The organism is Aeromicrobium sp. 9AM, assembly GCF_902506105.1.
GTDB lineage: Bacteria > Actinomycetota > Actinomycetes > Propionibacteriales > Nocardioidaceae > Aeromicrobium.
On record NZ_LR733304.1, the window covers coordinates 1,694,931 to 1,712,456 of the forward strand.

13 protein-coding genes are annotated in these 17,526 nt (G+C 67.5%); 6 read left to right on the plus strand and 7 right to left on the minus strand.

The features are described 5' to 3' along the window. The first annotated feature begins 28 nt into the window (after window positions 1-28). Window positions 29-1,708, plus strand: a complete 1,680-nt coding sequence (locus BOSE46_RS14720; protein ID WP_159540951.1) for a GAF domain-containing sensor histidine kinase — start codon at window positions 29-31, stop codon at window positions 1,706-1,708. Window positions 1,709-1,750: 42 nt separating this feature from the next. On the opposite strand, the gene BOSE46_RS14725 is transcribed toward BOSE46_RS14720, so the two are convergent. Next, complete coding sequence (locus tag BOSE46_RS14725; protein ID WP_159540952.1) at window positions 1,751-2,392, minus strand: response regulator transcription factor; 642 nt, start codon at window positions 2,390-2,392, stop codon at window positions 1,751-1,753. 55 nt (window positions 2,393-2,447) lie between these two features. Then, window positions 2,448-5,105, minus strand: a complete 2,658-nt coding sequence (locus BOSE46_RS14730) for a cation-transporting P-type ATPase (protein ID WP_159540953.1) — start codon at window positions 5,103-5,105, stop codon at window positions 2,448-2,450. Between the two features lie 133 nt (window positions 5,106-5,238). Here BOSE46_RS14730 and BOSE46_RS14735 point away from each other — a divergent pair, with 133 nt between their 5' ends. Next, window positions 5,239-5,721, plus strand: coding sequence for a universal stress protein (locus BOSE46_RS14735; RefSeq protein ID WP_159540954.1), 483 nt, complete (start codon window positions 5,239-5,241; stop codon window positions 5,719-5,721). A 52-nt stretch (window positions 5,722-5,773) separates the two neighbouring features. Here the strand turns inward: BOSE46_RS14735 and BOSE46_RS14740 are convergent, their stop codons facing one another. The 3 genes from BOSE46_RS14740 to BOSE46_RS14750 are packed head-to-tail and all read right to left on the minus strand — an operon-like array spanning window position 5,774 to window position 10,085. Next, window positions 5,774-6,865, minus strand: coding sequence for an acetate/propionate family kinase (locus BOSE46_RS14740; RefSeq protein WP_159540955.1), 1,092 nt, complete (start codon window positions 6,863-6,865; stop codon window positions 5,774-5,776). A 2-nt stretch (window positions 6,866-6,867) separates the two neighbouring features. After that, the gene (locus tag BOSE46_RS14745) at window positions 6,868-9,246 is read right to left on the minus strand and encodes a phosphoketolase (RefSeq protein ID WP_236551759.1); all 2,379 of its coding nucleotides are present in this window, start codon (window positions 9,244-9,246) and stop codon (window positions 6,868-6,870) included. After that, on the minus strand, window positions 9,243-10,085 hold the full coding sequence (locus tag BOSE46_RS14750) for a universal stress protein (RefSeq protein ID WP_159540957.1): 843 nt from the start codon (window positions 10,083-10,085) through the stop codon (window positions 9,243-9,245). The genes BOSE46_RS14745 and BOSE46_RS14750 overlap by 4 nt, the downstream gene beginning before the upstream one ends. A 129-nt stretch (window positions 10,086-10,214) precedes the next feature. Between BOSE46_RS14750 and BOSE46_RS14755 the strand changes: the two genes are divergently transcribed. The 4 genes from BOSE46_RS14755 (at window position 10,215) to BOSE46_RS14770 (ending at window position 16,131) form a co-directional block, all read left to right on the plus strand. Beyond that, window positions 10,215-11,693 carry a DUF4389 domain-containing protein gene (locus tag BOSE46_RS14755; protein ID WP_159540958.1) on the plus strand — a complete coding sequence of 493 codons (1,479 nt, stop codon included), beginning with the start codon at window positions 10,215-10,217 and terminating at the stop codon, window positions 11,691-11,693. Window positions 11,694-12,069: 376 nt separating this feature from the next. Continuing rightward, a complete protein-coding gene (locus BOSE46_RS14760) occupies window positions 12,070-12,861 on the plus strand; it encodes an ABC transporter ATP-binding protein (protein WP_159540959.1) in 792 nt (263 codons plus the stop codon). Next, complete coding sequence (locus tag BOSE46_RS14765) at window positions 12,839-15,388, plus strand: ABC transporter permease (RefSeq protein ID WP_159540960.1); 2,550 nt, start codon at window positions 12,839-12,841, stop codon at window positions 15,386-15,388. The genes BOSE46_RS14760 and BOSE46_RS14765 overlap by 23 nt, the downstream gene beginning before the upstream one ends. A 65-nt stretch (window positions 15,389-15,453) precedes the next feature. Next, window positions 15,454-16,131: a BON domain-containing protein gene (locus BOSE46_RS14770; RefSeq protein WP_159540961.1), complete on the plus strand. Its 678-nt coding sequence runs from the start codon at window positions 15,454-15,456 to the stop codon at window positions 16,129-16,131. 58 nt (window positions 16,132-16,189) lie between these two features. Here the strand turns inward: BOSE46_RS14770 and BOSE46_RS14775 are convergent, their stop codons facing one another. Both BOSE46_RS14775 and BOSE46_RS14780 read right to left on the minus strand, forming a co-directional pair. After that, on the minus strand, window positions 16,190-16,603 hold the full coding sequence (locus tag BOSE46_RS14775) for a hypothetical protein (RefSeq protein ID WP_159540962.1): 414 nt from the start codon (window positions 16,601-16,603) through the stop codon (window positions 16,190-16,192). Window position 16,604: 1 nt separating this feature from the next. Beyond that, window positions 16,605-17,477, minus strand: coding sequence for a universal stress protein (locus BOSE46_RS14780; RefSeq protein ID WP_159540963.1), 873 nt, complete (start codon window positions 17,475-17,477; stop codon window positions 16,605-16,607). Between the last annotated feature and the right edge of the window lie 49 nt (window positions 17,478-17,526).

Consider the following 17,526-nt stretch of genomic DNA (forward strand, 5'->3'; position numbering starts at 1 on the left):
AGCACACACGGAGGGAAACCTGCCTGCGATGGCTGAACCTGGATCCACCGGACCGAAGCTGGAGTTCGAGTCAGTCCTGACTCATTTCGTCGAGCGTGCCGAGGAGATGATGAACTCGCAGTCACGCATGCGAGACCTCATCCGCATCAACAACGAGCTCACGAGCAACCTCGACCTCCCCAACGTCCTTCGGAGGATCGTGGAGATCGGCAAGGAGCTGCTCAACGCCCGGTATGCCGCGATGGGTGTGATCGGCGACGAACGCCGACTGGAGCAGTTCATCCACGTCGGAATGGCGCCCGAGGTGTACCAGCAGATCGATCACCTGCCAGAAGGCAAGGGGTTGCTGGGCGCACTCATCGACGATCCTCAGCCGGTTCGGCTCAAGACCATCGCCTCCGACGCGCGCTCCAGTGGCTTCCCGGCGAACCACCCGCCCATGGACAGCTTCCTGGGCGTTCCCATCCGCGTCAGAGACGAGGTCTACGGCAATCTCTACCTGACCGACAGTCTCAAAGGCGCCTTCACCCCCGACGACGAGGAGCTGGCGGAGGCTCTGGCCGCAACGGCCGGTATCGCGATCGAGAACGCACGGCTCTTCGATGACTCCTCGTATCGGGCGAGGTGGTCATCGGCGCTCGCCGAGACCGCCCGAAGGCTCATGAAGGACGATGACGAGGACCAGTTGGGTGTCATCGCGGAAGAGGTGCGCACCCTGGCGGACGCTGACCTGGTCGTGATCGCGCTGATCACGGACGACCGCGACCATATCGTCGTCGAACGCGCGGCCGGTGAGAGCACCGATGAGCTCATCCAACGGTCATTTCCCCTGGCCGACACGTTTGCAGGCCGCGCAATCGCGGAGGGCGCACCCATCCTCGTCGGGGAGGAGAGCAGCTTCGCGCCGTACGGCCTCGCGCACGAGGCCCTGCTCGGCAACTCGATGGTGATCCCCTTCGGTCGGCACGACCACCCCCGCGGCGTGCTCGCCGTGACCCGGGCGAAGGGGCGGGCTCCGTTCAGCTCGCGGGACATCGACCTGGGCGCGTCCTTCGCCAGCCACATCAGCGTGGCGCTGGATCGTGAGGACTCCCAACGTGCCCGTCGTCGGGTTGCGCTGCTCGAGGACCGGAGCCGTATCGCTCGAGACCTTCACGACCACGTGATCCAACGACTCTTCGCCACCGGCCTGAACCTGCAGGGCACCGCAGCGGTCCTGGGTGGCGAAGCGGCCGACCAGATCGCAGCCCAGGTCGACGAGATCGACGGCGCCATTGCTCAGATCAGACAGAGCATCTTCGCGATGCGGCGAGACCCCGAGTCGACGGCCGTGAGCGTTCGCGCACGTATCCTGGAGATTGTCGACCGAATCAGCGACCAGATGCCCAGCAAGCCTCGGGTGACGTTCTCCGGACCCGTCGACCTGATGGCGTCGGGGACGCTGACGGATGACATCGCCGCTGTCGTCACAGAATCGCTCGCGAACGTGGCCCGGCACGCTCAGGCCACCAAGATCGACATCAGCGTGACAGCCGCGGCCGGTCTGGTCACCGTCGAGGTGACCGACAACGGGGTCGGGCCGGGCAGCTCACCACGGCTCAGCGGCCTCGACAACTTGCGTCAACGTGCAGAGTCGCAAGGAGGAACATTCGCGATCCACGAGGCACCTGGTGGCGGCAGCCGACTCGCGTGGTCCGTCCCGACCTGACCTCGGCCTGCGGTCGGAAGGTACGGCGGATCCTTCGGCGGTTCAGGTGTCGTCGAGCAGCCGGCTGGCGAACACCGCTGCCTGGGTGCGCCGCTCGAGCCCGAGCTTAGACAGCACGTTCGACATGTAGTTCTTGATCGTCTTCTCGGCCAGGAACAGCCGCTCGCCGATCTGCCGGTTGGTCAGACCCTCCGCGACGAGCTCGAGGATGCGTCGCTCCTGAGGAGTCAGGCTCTTGAGCTCCTCCGGCTCTCCGGGTGCGCCCTCACGTAAGCGCTCCATGACCTTCGCCGTCACGCTCGGATCGAGCAGCGAACCGCCCTCGGCGACGTGCTTGACCGCCGTGACTAGGTCCTGGCCCTTGACCTGCTTGAGCACGTAGCCCGCCGCGCCGGCCATGATCGCGGAGAAGAGTGCCTCGTCATCGTCGTACGACGTCAGGATGATGGCCTTGGTCTCCGGGCGACTGGACCGGATCTCGCGGCAGACGTCGATGCCACTGCCGTCGGGGAGCCGCGCATCCAGCACTGCGACGTCGGGCATCAGGGCCGGGATGCGGGCCAGTGCTGCCGCGACCGTGCCGGCCTCACCCACGACCTCGATGTCTCCGCTGCTCTCGAGTAGTTGCTTGAGGCCCCCACGTACGATCTCGTGGTCATCGAGCAGGAAGACGCGGATCGTCATGAGGCTCCTTCGGTGGACGGGTGCCGTCCCAGTATCGAGTGTGCACCAGAAGGTGTCAGGATGGTGAGCGCCGGCGCCGCCGGGCGCGTACGAGCTCGTCGACGCCCCACACCACGACGGGGAACGTCAATAGCGGTGCCACGTCCCGGACCGAGAGGGCCGAGGTGCCGAAGGGGCCTTGCAAGGGCGGCGCGTAGATGACAGCCGCTGCTACGGCGAGCTCGAAACCGATCCCCCACAGCAGGGGCCGGTTGCTGAAGACCCCGATGTCTCGCAGCGACGCACGTTCTGTGCGTGCGGCAAAGGCCGTTCCCACCTGGCAGAGCACGATCCCGAGAAACGTGATGGAAGTGGCTTCCAGGTACGTCGTGTGGAGTTCGGAGCCCGGCCCGGTGCCGTCGCCCGGCGACCATCCGCCCAGCTTCAGATGAAGCAAGAAGGCCGAGCTGGTCAGGACCGCTGATACGAGACCAAGGAGCCCCCAGGACCGCAGCAGGAGGCCTCGCGTGATGATGTGCTCGGCCTTCGGCCTGGGCGGGCGCCGCATAGTGCCGGGCTCGGCGTTCTCACGACCCAGCGCCAGAGCCGGGAGAGTTTCGGTGCCGAGGTCGACCGCGAGGATCTGCATGCCGGTGATGCCCAGCGGGATTGCGCCTCCCGCGAGCGCGAACATCAGGAACGGGACGATCTCGGGCACGGCATGCGCAAAGACGTACACGATGAACTTGCGGATGTTCGCGTACACCTGCCGGCCCGACTCGATGGCGCGGACGATCGTGGCGAAGTCGTCGTCTGTCAGCACCATGCTCGCCGCTTCGCGCGCCACGTCGGTACCCCCGCGACCCATGGCGATGCCGATGTCGGCGTACCGGAGAGCGGGGGCGTCGTTGACCCCGTCCCCCGTCATCGCGAACACCTCGCCGACGGCTCGGACGCAGGTCGCGATCCGCAGCTTGTCTCGCGGTGAGGCACGCGCGAACACCACCTCGCCCGCGGCGACGAGCCCAGTGAGCTCGGCGTCGCTCATGCGGGCCAACGCCTCACCGTCGACGACCGTGTGGACCTCGATGCCGACCTCGCGCGCGACTGCCGCAGCGGTGACCGGGCTGTCTCCCGTGATCACGTGGACACGTATGCCGGCCGCGTGGCAACGGGCGACCGCGTCGGCGGCGTTCGGCCGCGGCGGGTCGATCAGGCCCACGAGCCCGACGAACCGCAGCCCGGCCTCGTCCTCGTCACGCGAGCGTCCAATGCTCTGCCCAGCTTTGTCCGCTAGCGCCAGAACACGGTAGCCGAGCCGCTCCATCCGCTCCGCCGCGTCCACGATGGAACGTCGTTCCGCCCCGTCGATGGCCCGACCGGCGTCTCCCGTTGTCGTGCAGAGGCCGAGCAGGGACTCGAGTGCACCCTTGCACAGCACCTCGTACCCGTCTTCCGTGCGAATCGTCACGGACATGCGGCGGAGGGCGGCGTCGAACCGCTGTCTCGCCTCGACGCGTTCAGCCTGCTGCTCGATGTCGAATGGCCCGCCATGGACGCGGACGTGCTCGACCAGCGCCATCTCGGTCGGATCGCCCTCCACATCGCCGCCGTGGACGTGCAGGGAATGGCACCAGATCATGACGTGGAGTGCAGGATCGACGCCGGTGTCGTCGGGCGTCCAGACCTCGCGGACGGTCATGCGGTTCTGGGTCAACGTGCCGGTCTTGTCGGTGCAGATGGTCGATGTCGAGCCCAGAGTCTCCACCGCCGAGAGCCTCTTGACGATCGCGCCGTGGCGGGCGAGTCTGCGCACCCCGCCGGCAAGCGCGAGGGTGATCGTCGGCAGGAGGCCTTCCGGCACGTTGGCGATCAGGAGCCCGATCGCGAAGATCATGGCCGCCTTCCACGAGAGCCCGGCGGCGATCCCGACAGGCAGGAAGATCAGGCCTATCCCGACCGCGATCATCGAGACGACCCAGGCAACACGTTTGACCTGCACCTCCAAGGGACTCGGCTCGGTGCTGACCGAGGCGGTGAGGTCGGCCACGATCCCGATCTGGGTGCGGACACCGGTGGCGAACACCACGGCGCGCACCTCGCCGGCCACGACGGAGGTGCCGCGGAGGATGACCTGCGGTGCGTGCAGCAGAGCTCCGCGCTCGGGCCGGGCCACGGGGATCCGCTCGACGGCGACCGACTCCCCCGTCAGCATCGAAGCGTCGACACTGGCGGAGCCCGCGACGATGCGAGCGTCGGCGGGTGCCTTGTCGCCTTCGCCGACAATGATGACGTCGCCGGGCACCAGCTCGGTGGCAGCCAGGCTGACGAGCGTGCCGTCCCGCAGTGCCTGCGCCATGGGCGGCAGTGCGTCGTTGATGGCCTCGACGGCGTGCTCGGCCTGCCGCTCCTGGGTGAAGGCGAACGCCGCGTTGATCGTGAGGACCACGAGGATGGCACTGCCGAGAGTCAGCGACTCGGTGGCGAACGAGAGCACTGCGGCGCCCCAGAGCAGGATCGCCAAAGGGTGGATGAGCTGCTTGACGAGTGCATTGACCCATGACGGCCGCCGACTGCCCGGCAGGGTGTTGCTGCCGTACGTCGCGCGCGCCGTCGTCACGTCACGACCCGAAAGCCCCGGTTGTGGACCGGCAAGATCCAGCGGCGCGTCGGCCAGTCGCATCGGATCGCCCATCACAACGGTCGCTTCGGACGTCACCGTCTCCTGAGGCATGGACTCGAGCCTGATCGTTGCAAGGCCCCGACCGTAGGGCCCAACGTCCCTACAGCTTGGGAAGCTCGGCCCTCGTTCAGAGCCGACACGCGCGGGACGCTGGACGCCAACGTCGCACCACCCAGGAGACAACATGCTTGCACAACCCATCGTCGTCGGGATCGACGGCGGACCCGCCTCAGTCGCAGCCCTTCAGGTCGCCATCCGGGAGGCCGAGCTCCGCCATTCTGAGGTCCACGCGATCATCTGTTGGCCGGCCGACGCCCGCAACGACGACTCCAGCTCCACGCGGTGCGACAGCCATGAGCGCGCCACCCAGATCCTGGAGCACGTCATCGGCGAGGCCACCCACCACAAGGCCGACCACGTCACGATCGTCCGTGAGGTCAGCCAGAGCTACGCCGGACCGACGCTCGTCGCAGCCGCACGCTCCGCCGACCTTCTCGTCGTGGGCTCGACCGACCGGGGACCGGGCACCCGCCACAGCACCCATCACACGGTCGAGCACTGCCTGCGGTACGCGGTCGCCCCCATCCTCGTCGTGCCGTGGACGCTCGCTGTCCTCGACGAGCGCGACATCGAGATGGACCTGCCGCAGGCTGCCGTCGCGCGTTGACTCCGTACTGACGGAGCCGCGACAGCCAGGGAGTCGTGAATGCCGCGAACTCCTACGTCATCGCCGAGCGAGCACCGGCGGCGATCTCGAGGTCCTCACGAGAGGTGACCACGACAGTGTGCACAGCTGCTCCCTGCTCGGAGACGTCGAGGTCAGGGACCGCGTGCAGGTTGCGTTCGTGGTCCACCGCGACGCCGAGATAGCCGAGGCGATCGGCCGCAAGGGCGCGGACCGTGGCGGAGTTCTCACCCACCCCACCGGTGAAGACCAGCACGTCGAGCCCCGCGGTGGCAGCGGTCATCGCGGCGATGCCGCTGACGAGACTGTGGATGTAGACATCGAGGGCGAGCTGTGCGCGCTCGTCACCAAGGGCGACCTGCTTCTCAATGACCCGCTGATCGGCCGTTCCAGCCAGTCCCAAGAGGCCGGAGCGATGCTCCAGTGCATCGGCGATCTCGCCGGGCGTCAGCCGCTCGTGATCCTCGAGCCAGAGCAAGAGCCCCGGGTCGATGCTTCCCGACCGCGTCGCCATGACCAGACCTTCCAGCGGGGTGAAGCCCATCGTCGTGTCCACACTGCGACCGTTCTTCACGGCGCACAACGATGCACCGGCACCGAGATGACAGGTCACGATCCTGAGCTCGTCGACGGGTTCACCCACGAGCTGGGCCGCGGTGCGGGCGGCATACCCGTGCGACAGCCCGTGGAATCCGTAGCGGCGGATCGCGTACCGCTCCCGCCACGCCAGTGGCACGGCGTAAGTCGCTGCCTCCGCCGGCAGCGTTGCGTGGAACGCAGTGTCGAAGCACGCCACCACGGGGACGCCCGGTAGAGCTCGCGTCACGGCGTCGAGCGCCGCGAGCGACTTGGGCAGGTGCAAGGGCGCGAGCGAGGTCAGGTCGTTGAGTGCTGACCGCACCAGGGGACCCACACGGACGGGTGACGTGAAGTAGGCGCCTCCGTGGACGATTCGGTGGCCCACCACTCCGGGTGCTGGCCAGTCGGAGATCGCGTTGCGCAGCTCGTCGACGTCGATCGCGTGCGTGGCGGCGACCAGATCTGCCGACCGCTCCACCTCGTCGTGATCACCCAGAAGCCGCAGCTTCAGGCTCGACGAGCCTGCATTGACCACGAGCACTCGCACGTTCAGTCCTCCGCCGGCCAGGTCCACCCGGAGATGGCCGGGTCGTCCTCGCCGTGCTCACGTGTGTACGCCCGCGCGGCCAGCCTCGCGTCCGACATCTCCTGCCTCAGTAACGCTGCTCGCGACCCCAGAGACGGGACCCGGTCGATGACATCCATCACGAGATGGAACCGGTCCAGATCGTTCAGCATGACCATGTCGAACGGCGTCGTCGTCGTGCCTTCCTCCTTGTAGCCACGCACGTGGATGTTGTGGTGGTTCGTACGCCGATACGTCAGCCGATGGATCAGCGACGGGTAGCCGTGGAAGGCGAAGATGACGGGCCTGTCGACCGTGAAGAGTGAGTCGAAGTCGTGGTCCGAGAGACCGTGGGGATGCTCAGTGTCCGGCTCGAGCCGCATCAGGTCAACGACGTTGATGACGCGCACCTTGAGGTGGGGCACGTGCCGCCGCAGCAGGTCGGCGGCCGCCAGGGTCTCCAGCGTCGGGATGTCACCGGAGCAGGCAAGCACGACATCGGGCTCGCCGCCGTCGTTGCTGGCCCATGGCCAGATGCCGAGACCGCGCGTGCAGTGCGCGACCGCTTCATCGATCGTCAGGTAGGTCAGTGCCGGTTGCTTGCCGGCGACGATGACGTTGACGTAGTCGCGGCTACGGAGGCAGTGGTCGGCGACGGACAGCAGCGTGTTGGTGTCCGGCGGCAGGTAGACGCGGACGATCTCGGACTTCTTGTCGACGACGTGGTCGAGGAATCCGGGGTCCTGGTGCGAGAAGCCGTTGTTGTCCTGACGCCAGACGTGCGAGGTCAAGAGGTAGTTGAGCGAGGCGATCTCGGCACGCCAGGGAATGCGCCTTGTCGTCTTGAGCCACTTGGCGTGTTGGTTGAACATCGAGTCGACGATGTGGATGAAGGCCTCGTAGCAGTTGAACAGCCCGTGGCGACCGGTCAGCAGATAGCCCTCGAGCCAGCCTTGGCACAGATGCTCCGAAAGCACCTCCATGACGCGGCCGTCCGGCGACAAGGAGTCGTCGCCGGGAACCATGAGCGCGTCCCAGGCCCGGTCGGTCCGCTCGAACACGGCTCCGAGGCGGTTGGATGCGGTCTCGTCGGGCCCCATCAATCGGAAGCGATCGGGATTCTCCTCGATGACGGACGCGAGCATGCTGCCGAGCGCCCGGGTGGCCTCGCTCAGCTCCGTGCCCGGTTGGTCGACGTCGACCGCGAAGGCACGAAAGTCCGGCATCACGAGGTCTCGCAGCAGCAGTCCCCCGTTGGCGTGAGGGTTGGCGCTCATGCGCCGGTCGCCGTGCGGCACGAGCGCTCGCAGAGCCGGCACCAACCGGCCGCTGCCGTCGAACAGCTCCTCCGGACGGTAGCTGCGCATCCATGCCTCGAGAAGCTCGCGGTGCCCAGAATTCGTACGGGTCTCCGCCAGCGGGACCTGATGGGAGCGCCAGGTGCCTTCGACGTCGTGTCCGTCGACCGTGTCGGGGCCGGTCCAGCCCTTTGGCGTGCGCAGCACGATCATGGGCCACCGCGGACGTCGGGTCATAGAGCCCTCGCGGGCGTCTCGCTGAATCGCCGCGATGCCGTCGATCGCCCGGTCGAGCGCGCCCGCGAGCTGTTGATGCACATCAACCGGATCATTGCCGGAAACCAGGATCGGGTCGTGTCCGTATCCGCGCATCAGCTCGAGCAGCTCGGCTTCGGGGATGCGGGCCAGCACGGTCGGGTTCGCGATCTTGTAGCCGTTGAGGTGCAGGACCGGCAGCACCGCCCCGTCGGTGACCGGGTTGAGGAACTTGTTGGAGTGCCAGCTCGCCGCCAGCGGACCCGTCTCGGCCTCGCCGTCACCGACCACGCACATGGCGACCAGGTCAGGGTTGTCGAACACCGCGCCGTACGCGTGGACGAGCGCATAGCCGAGCTCACCACCTTCGTGGATCGAGCCGGGCGTCTCGGGTGCAACGTGGCTCGGGATCCCGCCCGGGAACGAGAACTGCCGGAAGAGGGCGCGCATACCGTCCTCGTCCTCCGAAATCGAGGGATAGACCTCCGAGTACGTGCCATCCAGGTAGGCGTTGGCAACGAGTCCGGGACCACCGTGTCCCGGACCCGTCACGTACAGGACCGAGAGGTCGCGCGCACGGATGACGCGGTTCATGTGCGCGTAGAGGAGGTTCAGGCCCGGCGTCGTGCCCCAGTGCCCCAGCAGGCGCGGTTTCACGTGCTCGGGCAGGAGGGGCTCGCGGAGGAGCGGGTTGTCCATCAGGTAGATCTGGCCGACGGACAGGTAGTTGGCGGCCCGCCAGTAGGCGTCGATCAGCTCGAGCTGCTCCGGGGCCAGGGTCACGGCTGGACCGAGTTTCTGGGCGGTCACGGCTGGTACTCCGCCGGCACGACCACGACCGGGCATTGTGCCCGGCGGACGATCTCCTCAGCGACATGCAGGCCGAACAGCTGTCCGTGATGGGGTTCGTTGGGTCGTCCCACGATCATGACCTGCGCGGACGTCGAGGCGATCACGGCTTCGTCATCGGCGTCACCACACACCATGGAAGGGCTGACCGCGACGTGCGGATACCGGGGGTGCCAGGTCTCGACAAGCTGTGTCAGACGTACACCGTGCTCGACCGGATCGGCGAGATACGCCGTCCGCGGTACGACGTGCATCACCCGGAGCCGGGCCCCTGACCGGGCCGCGGTGTCGAAGGCGAAACGGATGGGTCCGTCGGCGATGTTGTTCTCGTCGATCTCGAGGACGACGTCCCTGATCTCCTTGACCCGGGCGCCGTGGGGCACGACGAACACGGGTGCGAACGAGTGCAGAGCCACGTGGCGCGCGACCCCGGCGCCGACGAGTCGTCGCAGGGTGGTGACGTCATCAGAGCCGACGATCACGGCCGAAGCATGTTTGCTCTCCATCTCTAGCACCGCCGTTGCGGGGCCGTCGTTGATGCTGAACTCCAACGGGACCGACCCAAGCTCCGCCAGATAGTTCCGGGCATCGTCGATGACGTCCTGCGCCCGGTCCCGGACACTGGCGCCGTCGTCCGCGGTCGAGTAGAGCTCGGAAGCGACATCGAGGAAGCTGTTGGAGTGGACCACGCGCAAGGGCGCGTTCCAGCGCTCGGCCCACGAATGGGCATAGCGCAGGAGGGCGGGCTGTTCGTGCTGGATGCCAACGACGATCGGCGGCACCTGGTCGGGCAGGTTCATGAGGGTTCCTTCGATCGGCAACCCCTCCACCGTCCCCGGTGCCCGACCACACCAACACAGTCCAAGGTCCCACGCGCGCGGGACTCTCGCACCTGACGTGCTCCGCGGTCTGTCTCGCACGATCGCGGTATGACGATTCTTGACTCCTCGGCGCCGCACCGGCCCTATCCGGTGCGGGTGACAGCCGAGCTCGACGACAATCTCAGCCGCTGGCTCTGGCTGGTGAAGTGGTTCCTCGCGATCCCTCACTACCTTGTGCTCTGCGTGCTGTGGCTGGCGTTCGTCGTGTCCAGCATCATGGCGTTCTTCGCGATCGTGTTCACGGGTCGGTTCCCGCGAGCGCTGTTCGACTTCAATCTGGGCGTCATGCGGTGGACATGGCGGGTCACCTTCTACGCGTACGGAGCGTTGGGCACGGACCGCTATCCGCCGTTCACGTTGTCGGACGTGGCGGGCTATCCCGCGCATCTCGAGGTCGACTACCCGGAGCGACTGTCCCGGGGGCTCGTCCTGGTGAAGTGGTGGTTGCTGGCGCTGCCGCACTACCTGGTGGTCGCGTTCTTCGTCAGCGGCGGGATCTTCGCTGCCGGGGCTGCCACCGATCATCCTCAGCCGTTCCTCTTCAGCGGCGGCTTGGTGGGCCTGCTCGTGTTCATCGCGAGGCTGGCGCTGCTGTTCACCGGCAGCTATCCCAGGTCGATCTTCGACCTGGTCATCGGGTTGCAGCGTTGGGCGCTGAGAGTCGCCGCGTATGCCGCCCTGATGACCGACGCCTACCCGCCGTTCCGCCTCGACCTGGGCGGCTCGGCGGACGGCACGGGACCCGCCGCGACGCCAAGAGGGCCGGCTCACGACCCGACGTCTCAGGCGCACCTACCGGCGGCACCCAGAGCACTCAGACGCGTCAGCGTCGTGACGGTCGTCGGCATCGTTTCGGGCGCGCTCGGCGCGATGGCACTCGCGGCGGCGGGTGCCCTGTGGGCGGCCAAGAGTACGCTCCCCGATGACGACGGCTTCTTCTCGGCGCCCACCGCGACGTGCCAGGTCGACACCTACGCCATCACGTCCGAACCGATCCGTCTGCACTTCTCTGGTGTCGGCGGGTTGACCCCGTCCGCGCTGCTCGGCGATGGAAAGGTCACCGTCAGGTCACACGACGGCGCCCCGATCTTCGTGGGAATCGCGAACAGCCGATCGGTCGACACGTACCTCGCGGGGGTCGCCCGGAGCACGATGGTCCCGGAACGTCGATTCGGTGACGGGTCGCCCGCGATCTGCGACAGCGTCGACGGCGTGGCACCGGGGCCGGCACCCGCCTCCCTCCCGATCTGGATGAAGTTCGCGCAAGGCAACGGATCCCAGACCATCACCTGGCCGTTCAGGGAGGGCGACTGGACCGTGGTCGTCATGAACCCGGAGCGCTCCCAGGGCCTCGATGTCGAGGTCGACGCCGGGGCGACGCTACCGGGTATCAAGGTCGTCATCTCGGTCCTGATGTTCATGGCCGCGGCGCTCCTGATGCTTGGTCTTGCCGTGGGCCTCGGCTCGGCAGCGGCCTCCCGGTCGGAGCGGCGTTCGGAGTCGACTGCCGACAGCAACACGGCGTGAGGTCGGCGCGTTAAGCGCCCGCGAAGGTCCGACGCTCTCGGAAGGCATCGATGGTCCCGCGACTTGAGGACCTTGGTCACTACAGCCACACGTGTGAATCGGCGAGATTGGAGGTGGAACGAGGGAGCGTTGCACCGGCCGACAGGACACACGGCCACCTCAGTGGCTGGGGCCGGAGAGCGTCACGCACGCCAGCGCCCCTCGCGCCAACGATCGCTCCGCGGTTCGGTCCCCCGCAATCGCGGAGCGGTCGCTTGTCCGCTCGCAAGCACCTCAGCCGGGACTGCTGCCCTCCGACTGCGGGACCTTCGGCCCCGGACATCGGACGAGGCCGTCCCTAGCGTGAGACGTACGCCCCTACCCATCGAGGAGACCCATGTCCACGCATCACGGCCGGCCGGACAGCATCGCCGCGCGCACAGTGGACCTGACGAAGGTCTACGGCATCGGAGACGCAGAAGTGCACGCCCTCGACGGAGTCACCGTCGAGATCCACGCCGGAGAGTTCACGGCCGTGATGGGGCCCTCGGGGTCCGGCAAGTCCACTCTGGTGCACTGCATGGCCGCTCTCGACACACCAACATCGGGATCGGTCTTCCTCGGTGAGACCGAGTTGGCGCACCTGAAGGACAAGGAGCTGACCGAGCTGCGACGCGACCGGATCGGGTTCGTCTTCCAGGCATACAACCTCGTCCCGACGCTGACGGCGGAGGAGAACGTCCTGCTGCCACTCGCCATCGCCGGCCGCAAGCCCGATCCCGACTGGTACGACACCGTCATCGACGCAGTAGGGCTGCGCGATCGCCTGGGTCACCGGCCGAACGAGATGTCGGGTGGCCAGCAACAGCGTGTCGCGTGCGCCCGCGCGCTGATGAGCCGTCCCACGATCGTGTTCGCCGACGAACCGACCGGCAACCTCGACTCGACGGCGAGTGCCGAGATCCTGGCGTTCCTGCGGGACAGCGTCCGCGACTTCGGGCAGACCGTGGTGATGGTGACCCACGACCCCGTGGCGGCGTCGTACACCGACCGGGTCATCTTTCTCGCCGACGGCAAGGTCGTCGACGAGCTGCGCTCTCCCACCTCCGAGACGGTCCTCGCTCACATGAGCGGGGCTCGACGAGGACCCGAAACAGGACAGGGCCATGCTGCGCTTCACACTGCGTAACGTCATGGCGCGCAAGGTCCGCCTGCTGCTCAGCGCGCTCGCGATCGTGCTCGGCGTCGGATTCCTGTCGGGGTCGCTGGTCTTCACCGACACGATGGGCAAGAGCTTCGACAACATCATCGGCGGCTCGATCGCGGACGCATCGGTCCGACTGACAGGGATCGACCGCACCAGCCTCAGCGCGGCACTCAACATCGACCAGCGCACGTTGCCGGCCTCACTGGTCTCCACCGTCGCGTCGGCGCCAGGCGTGGCGCGGGCCGACGGCTCGGTGTACGGCCAGGGCATGTTCGTGGTCAAGGCGAACGGGAAGCTGCTCGGCGGCACAGGCGCGCCGACGATGGCACTCAACTTCAATGACGCGCCGAACGCCAGCGGCGAGCCGACGGTGACGATCGCGCGCGGCCGGGCCCCCGAAAAGACCGGCGAGGTGGTGCTGGACCAGAGATCGGCGGAGAACGCCGGCTACGAAATCGGCGACACCGTCCGCATGGTCACCGCGGGAGATCAGCCGCGCGTCGCTGCGACTCTCGTCGGGTACGCCGATTTCGCCGGCGGCGGACTCGCGGGCGCGACGATGGTCCTCTTCGACACCCGCACCGCGCAGGACCTCTTCATGGACGGCAAGGACGCCTACACGAGCATTGAGCTGACGGCGGACAAAGGAGTCAGCCAGGAGCAGCTCGTCAAGGCCGTCGAGCCCCTGCTTCCGAAGGACGCCGAGGCCGTGACCGGGAAACACCAGGCCGACGAGTTCAAGAGCGTCGTCGACACCGTGCTCGGCTACCTCAACACGTTCCTGCTCGTCTTCGCGGCGATCGCGCTCGTCGTCGGCAGCTTCCTCATCGTCAACACGTTCTCGATCCTGGTCGCGCAACGCAGCAGGGAGCTCGCGATACTCCGCGCCCTAGGCGCGTCCAGGGGCCAGGTGGCGCGCTCGGTGCTCGCCGAGGCCGTTGTCGTCGGGTTGTTGGGCGCCAGTGCGGGCCTGGCACTCGGTTTCGGCCTCGCCACCGGTCTCCGTGCGGTGTTCGCGTCGTTCGGGCTCGACCTCTCGGCCACTTCGCTCGTGTTCTCGGCCCGGACCATCCTCGTGTCGTACGTCGTCGGCGTGACGGTAACGATGTTCGCGGCCTACCTACCGGCCCGCCGGGCCGCCCGCGTCGCGCCGGTGGAGGCCATGCGCGACGGGACCGCACGGCCCGAGCGTTCGCTGCGACGTCGGTGGATCGTGGGCACGGCCATGGCCGTGCTAGGCGGGACCCTGGTGACCACGGGCCTGATGGGCGACGGGGGCTGGGGCGCCGCCCAGGTGGGGCTGGGAATGTTCACGGTGCTCATGGCGATCGCGGTCATGAGTCCGGCCATCGCGGTTCCCGTGCTCGCCCCTTTAGGAGCGCTCTACGCCCGCGTCTTCGGCACGACCGGCCGGTTGGCGACGCAGAACTCCCTCCGGAACCCCGGACGCACAGCCGCGACGGCGTCGGCGTTGATGATCGGCCTGGCGCTCGTGACCACAATCTCGATCCTCGCCGCGTCCGTCAGCGCCTCGATCGACTCAGGCATCGACGAGCAGTTCACGAGCGACTTCCTGATCTCGAACGCCATCGGTCAGTCGTTCTCACCCTCGATCGCTGACGACGTGCGCCATGTAGACGGTGTCGGGGTGATCGCGCCTGCCCAGCTCACGTCCCTCAAGGTCGACGGCGACCAGCTGAACGCCGACGCCACGGACTCACGGGCACTCGAGCAGATCTTCCACATCACGTACGTATCAGGTGACGCAGCCGTCGGAGACCGGGAGATCGCCCTCATGGAAGATCGGGCGAACGCGCTCGGCGTCAAGGTCGGCGACGACGTGACGTTGTCCTTCGCCTCGGGCGATCTGCCGTCCAGGGTCACCGGCATCTACCAGTCGACGTATGTCGTGGCGGACGCCGTCATCCCCTTCTCGACCCTCACTGCGGCCAAGGTGCAGCGAGCTGACACGTCGATCGCGGTCAACGCCGAGCCGGGCGCCGACAAGGCGGCCCTGGCGCGAGACCTCGACGCCGCGACCGCCGACTTCCCGACGGTCACGGTGCAGAACAAGGACGACTTCGCGGAGGCGCAACGTGGTCAGGTCGATCAGCTGCTCTACCTGATCTACGCACTCCTGGGGCTGGCGATCGTCATCGCTGCCCTCGGCATCGTCAACACGCTGGCCCTGAGCATCGTCGAGCGGACCCGCGAGATCGGGGTGCTGCGGGCCGTCGGCCTCAGCCGTCGCCAGTTGAGGCGCATGGTGCGGCTCGAGGCCATTGCCATCTCCCTGCTCGGCGCGGTCCTGGGGATCGGGGCCGGCCTGTTGTTCGGCGTGATCCTGCAACAGATCGTCAAGGACCAGGGCATCACTGACCTTGCCGTGCCATGGGTGCGACTCGTGGTGTTCATCGCCGTGGCCACCGTCGTGGGGGTGCTTGCCGCAGTGCTTCCGGCTCGACGCGCCGCAGGACTCAACGTGCTCCGAGCGATCTCGACCCATTGACCGCGTACCGCGCAATCCCGCGCGATCGCAAGACCGGCACGTGGCCGGACCAGGAAGGGAGCATCATGAAGACAACAATGGAGAAGACGCACGACCAGCATCTCCAGGACGCCGTCGAGAACGCCTTGCGGTGGGCACCTGAGGTCGAGGCGGCAAAGATCGGGGTCGGCGTCCGCGACGGAGTTGTCACGCTGTCGGGTCAGGTCCCGTCCTACTGGCAGAAGCTCATGGCCGGCAAGGCAGCTCTGCGTACACGCGGAGTCACAGCGCTCGCCAATGAGATCCTGGTCCATCACATCACTGATCCGAGGACGGACTCAGACATCGCATTCGCCGCCCACAACGTCCTGAAGTGGAGCTCCGAGATCCCCAAGGACTCGATCACGGCCGCGGTCGAGAACCACGTCGTGACCCTGACTGGCGAGCTCGGGTGGAACTTCCAGCGGGAGACGGCCATGCGACTGATCGAGCACCTCGCCGGCGTCACGGACGTGGTGAACCGGATGACGCTCAAGCCACGCGCTCAGGCCAGTGCCAGCGGGACGGAGACGCGTATTCATGAAGCCCTGGTGAGGAACGCCGCCATCGACGCGTCTCACGTCCACGTGACTGTCGACGGGACTCGGGTCCTCCTCACCGGAGCCGTCTCCTCGTACGCCGAGAGGCGGCAAGCCGAGCTGGCCGCCTGGTCCTCTCCTCACGTCGACGAGGTCGACAACCGAATCCTGGTCCAGCTTCGCTGAGCGTCGCCGACCGGGTCTCGTGTCCCGGACCACCGAGCCGAGCTCCGAGTCGCCACGGTCACGTCGCCGTGCGGGCCGGGGAACGGGCGCGCCCCGCGTCGGCCCCGAGGTCGTGGCGAGCCGCGATCACGAGCCCACCGATCGCCGGGACGGCCCAGAGCCAGACTCCCCAACCGAACGACATCAGCGCCACGTGGAAGCCGATGGCAGCCGCGTATGCGGTACGTGGCCACGGCTTTGGGCCGAGGAATGCCAGCCCGATCGCGACCTCTCCCGCCGCGAGCAAGCCGATCCATGCCCCGGGATGCGCCATGACGATGTCGAGCCATCCCGAGCGGACGAACGACCACAGGCCGTGATCGGCGAAGTGCCGATACGTCGAGGCGTCTGCGACGACGATCCCGATGTTGATGCCGGCCATGACCAGGTAGAACGCACCTATCGCTGTCCCGACGGACCTCCGGCGACTCACGTCAGCCCCGGTATTCGGCGGGAACGACAGCGACCGGGCTGCCCGCCTCCGAGAGGATCTCCTGAGCGAGTGAGTCCATCAGCAGGTTCGACAGGCGGCGGTCGTGGGGCCGGCCCAGGACGAGTATTCCGGCTCCCTCAGCCGCGCGCAGTGCGGCCTCGCGGACGTCGCTGGCAACCTCCTGGCTGCCACCGCGCACCTGCGGATGGTGGTCGAACCAGGAGTCGACGACCCGCCGGATCGCCTCCCACTCGGAGTCGGCGAGCCCATCGGCCGGCGGCGTCACGTGGAGGACGCGCAGCTCGGCTCCTCGGGCCGATGCCGCGTCGAACGCGAACTTCAACGGTCCATGAGCGCTGGTCTCACCATCGACCATGACCACGACCGGCGCAGCATGACTGGTCGGACGCCATGAGTCCGGCACGACGATGACAGGGCACTCCCCGCGCTCGACCAGCTCGTGGGCGACCTTGCCCTCGAACATACGGATGTACCACGGCTTGGACTCGTCCGGTCCGATGATCATCTGGCGCGCAGATCCCGACTCGGCCTCCAGCACGCTGGGTGCGTATCCGCGGGTCAGGACGGTCTCGATCGGCGAGGTGCAGCCCTCGTTCTCGAGGTGGCGGACGGCTTCATCGAGGATCTCCTGCCCGCCAGCCCGAAATGCCTCCGGAATGTCGAGGCTGTAGATCGAGCCCATCGCGGACGGCGGGACCGTGTACGCGTGCACCAGCTTGAGCCCGCAGCCGGCGCGCTCGGCCTCCCGTCGGGCGTAGTCCAGAACGGTCGGCTGCTTGTCGGCGACTCCTGCCACCACCGGTAGGTCACGTGCTGTGGTGTCCATGGCTTCCTCGAATTCCTCGCTGGGCATGATCACCATCATTCGCCTCTCGAGTGCGCGTGGAATCCGGCCAAGGGCC

Excerpts from the sequence above, each read along its gene's own strand:
- BOSE46_RS14735 (WP_159540954.1), top strand. The coding sequence starts at position 5,239 with ATGCTTGCACAACCCATCGTCGTCGGGATCGACGGCGGACCCGCCTCA.
- BOSE46_RS14780 (WP_159540963.1), bottom strand. The coding sequence starts at position 17,477 with ATGCCCAGCGAGGAATTCGAGGAAGCCATGGACACCACAGCACGTGAC.
- BOSE46_RS14760 (WP_159540959.1), top strand. The coding sequence starts at position 12,070 with ATGTCCACGCATCACGGCCGGCCGGACAGCATCGCCGCGCGCACAGTG.
- BOSE46_RS14770 (WP_159540961.1), top strand. The coding sequence starts at position 15,454 with ATGAAGACAACAATGGAGAAGACGCACGACCAGCATCTCCAGGACGCC.
- BOSE46_RS14725 (WP_159540952.1), bottom strand. The coding sequence starts at position 2,392 with ATGACGATCCGCGTCTTCCTGCTCGATGACCACGAGATCGTACGTGGG.
- BOSE46_RS14755 (WP_159540958.1), top strand. The coding sequence starts at position 10,215 with ATGACGATTCTTGACTCCTCGGCGCCGCACCGGCCCTATCCGGTGCGG.
- BOSE46_RS14750 (WP_159540957.1), bottom strand. The coding sequence starts at position 10,085 with ATGAACCTGCCCGACCAGGTGCCGCCGATCGTCGTTGGCATCCAGCAC.
- BOSE46_RS14720 (WP_159540951.1), top strand. The coding sequence starts at position 29 with ATGGCTGAACCTGGATCCACCGGACCGAAGCTGGAGTTCGAGTCAGTC.
- BOSE46_RS14730 (WP_159540953.1), bottom strand. The coding sequence starts at position 5,105 with ATGCCTCAGGAGACGGTGACGTCCGAAGCGACCGTTGTGATGGGCGAT.
- BOSE46_RS14765 (WP_159540960.1), top strand. The coding sequence starts at position 12,839 with ATGCTGCGCTTCACACTGCGTAACGTCATGGCGCGCAAGGTCCGCCTG.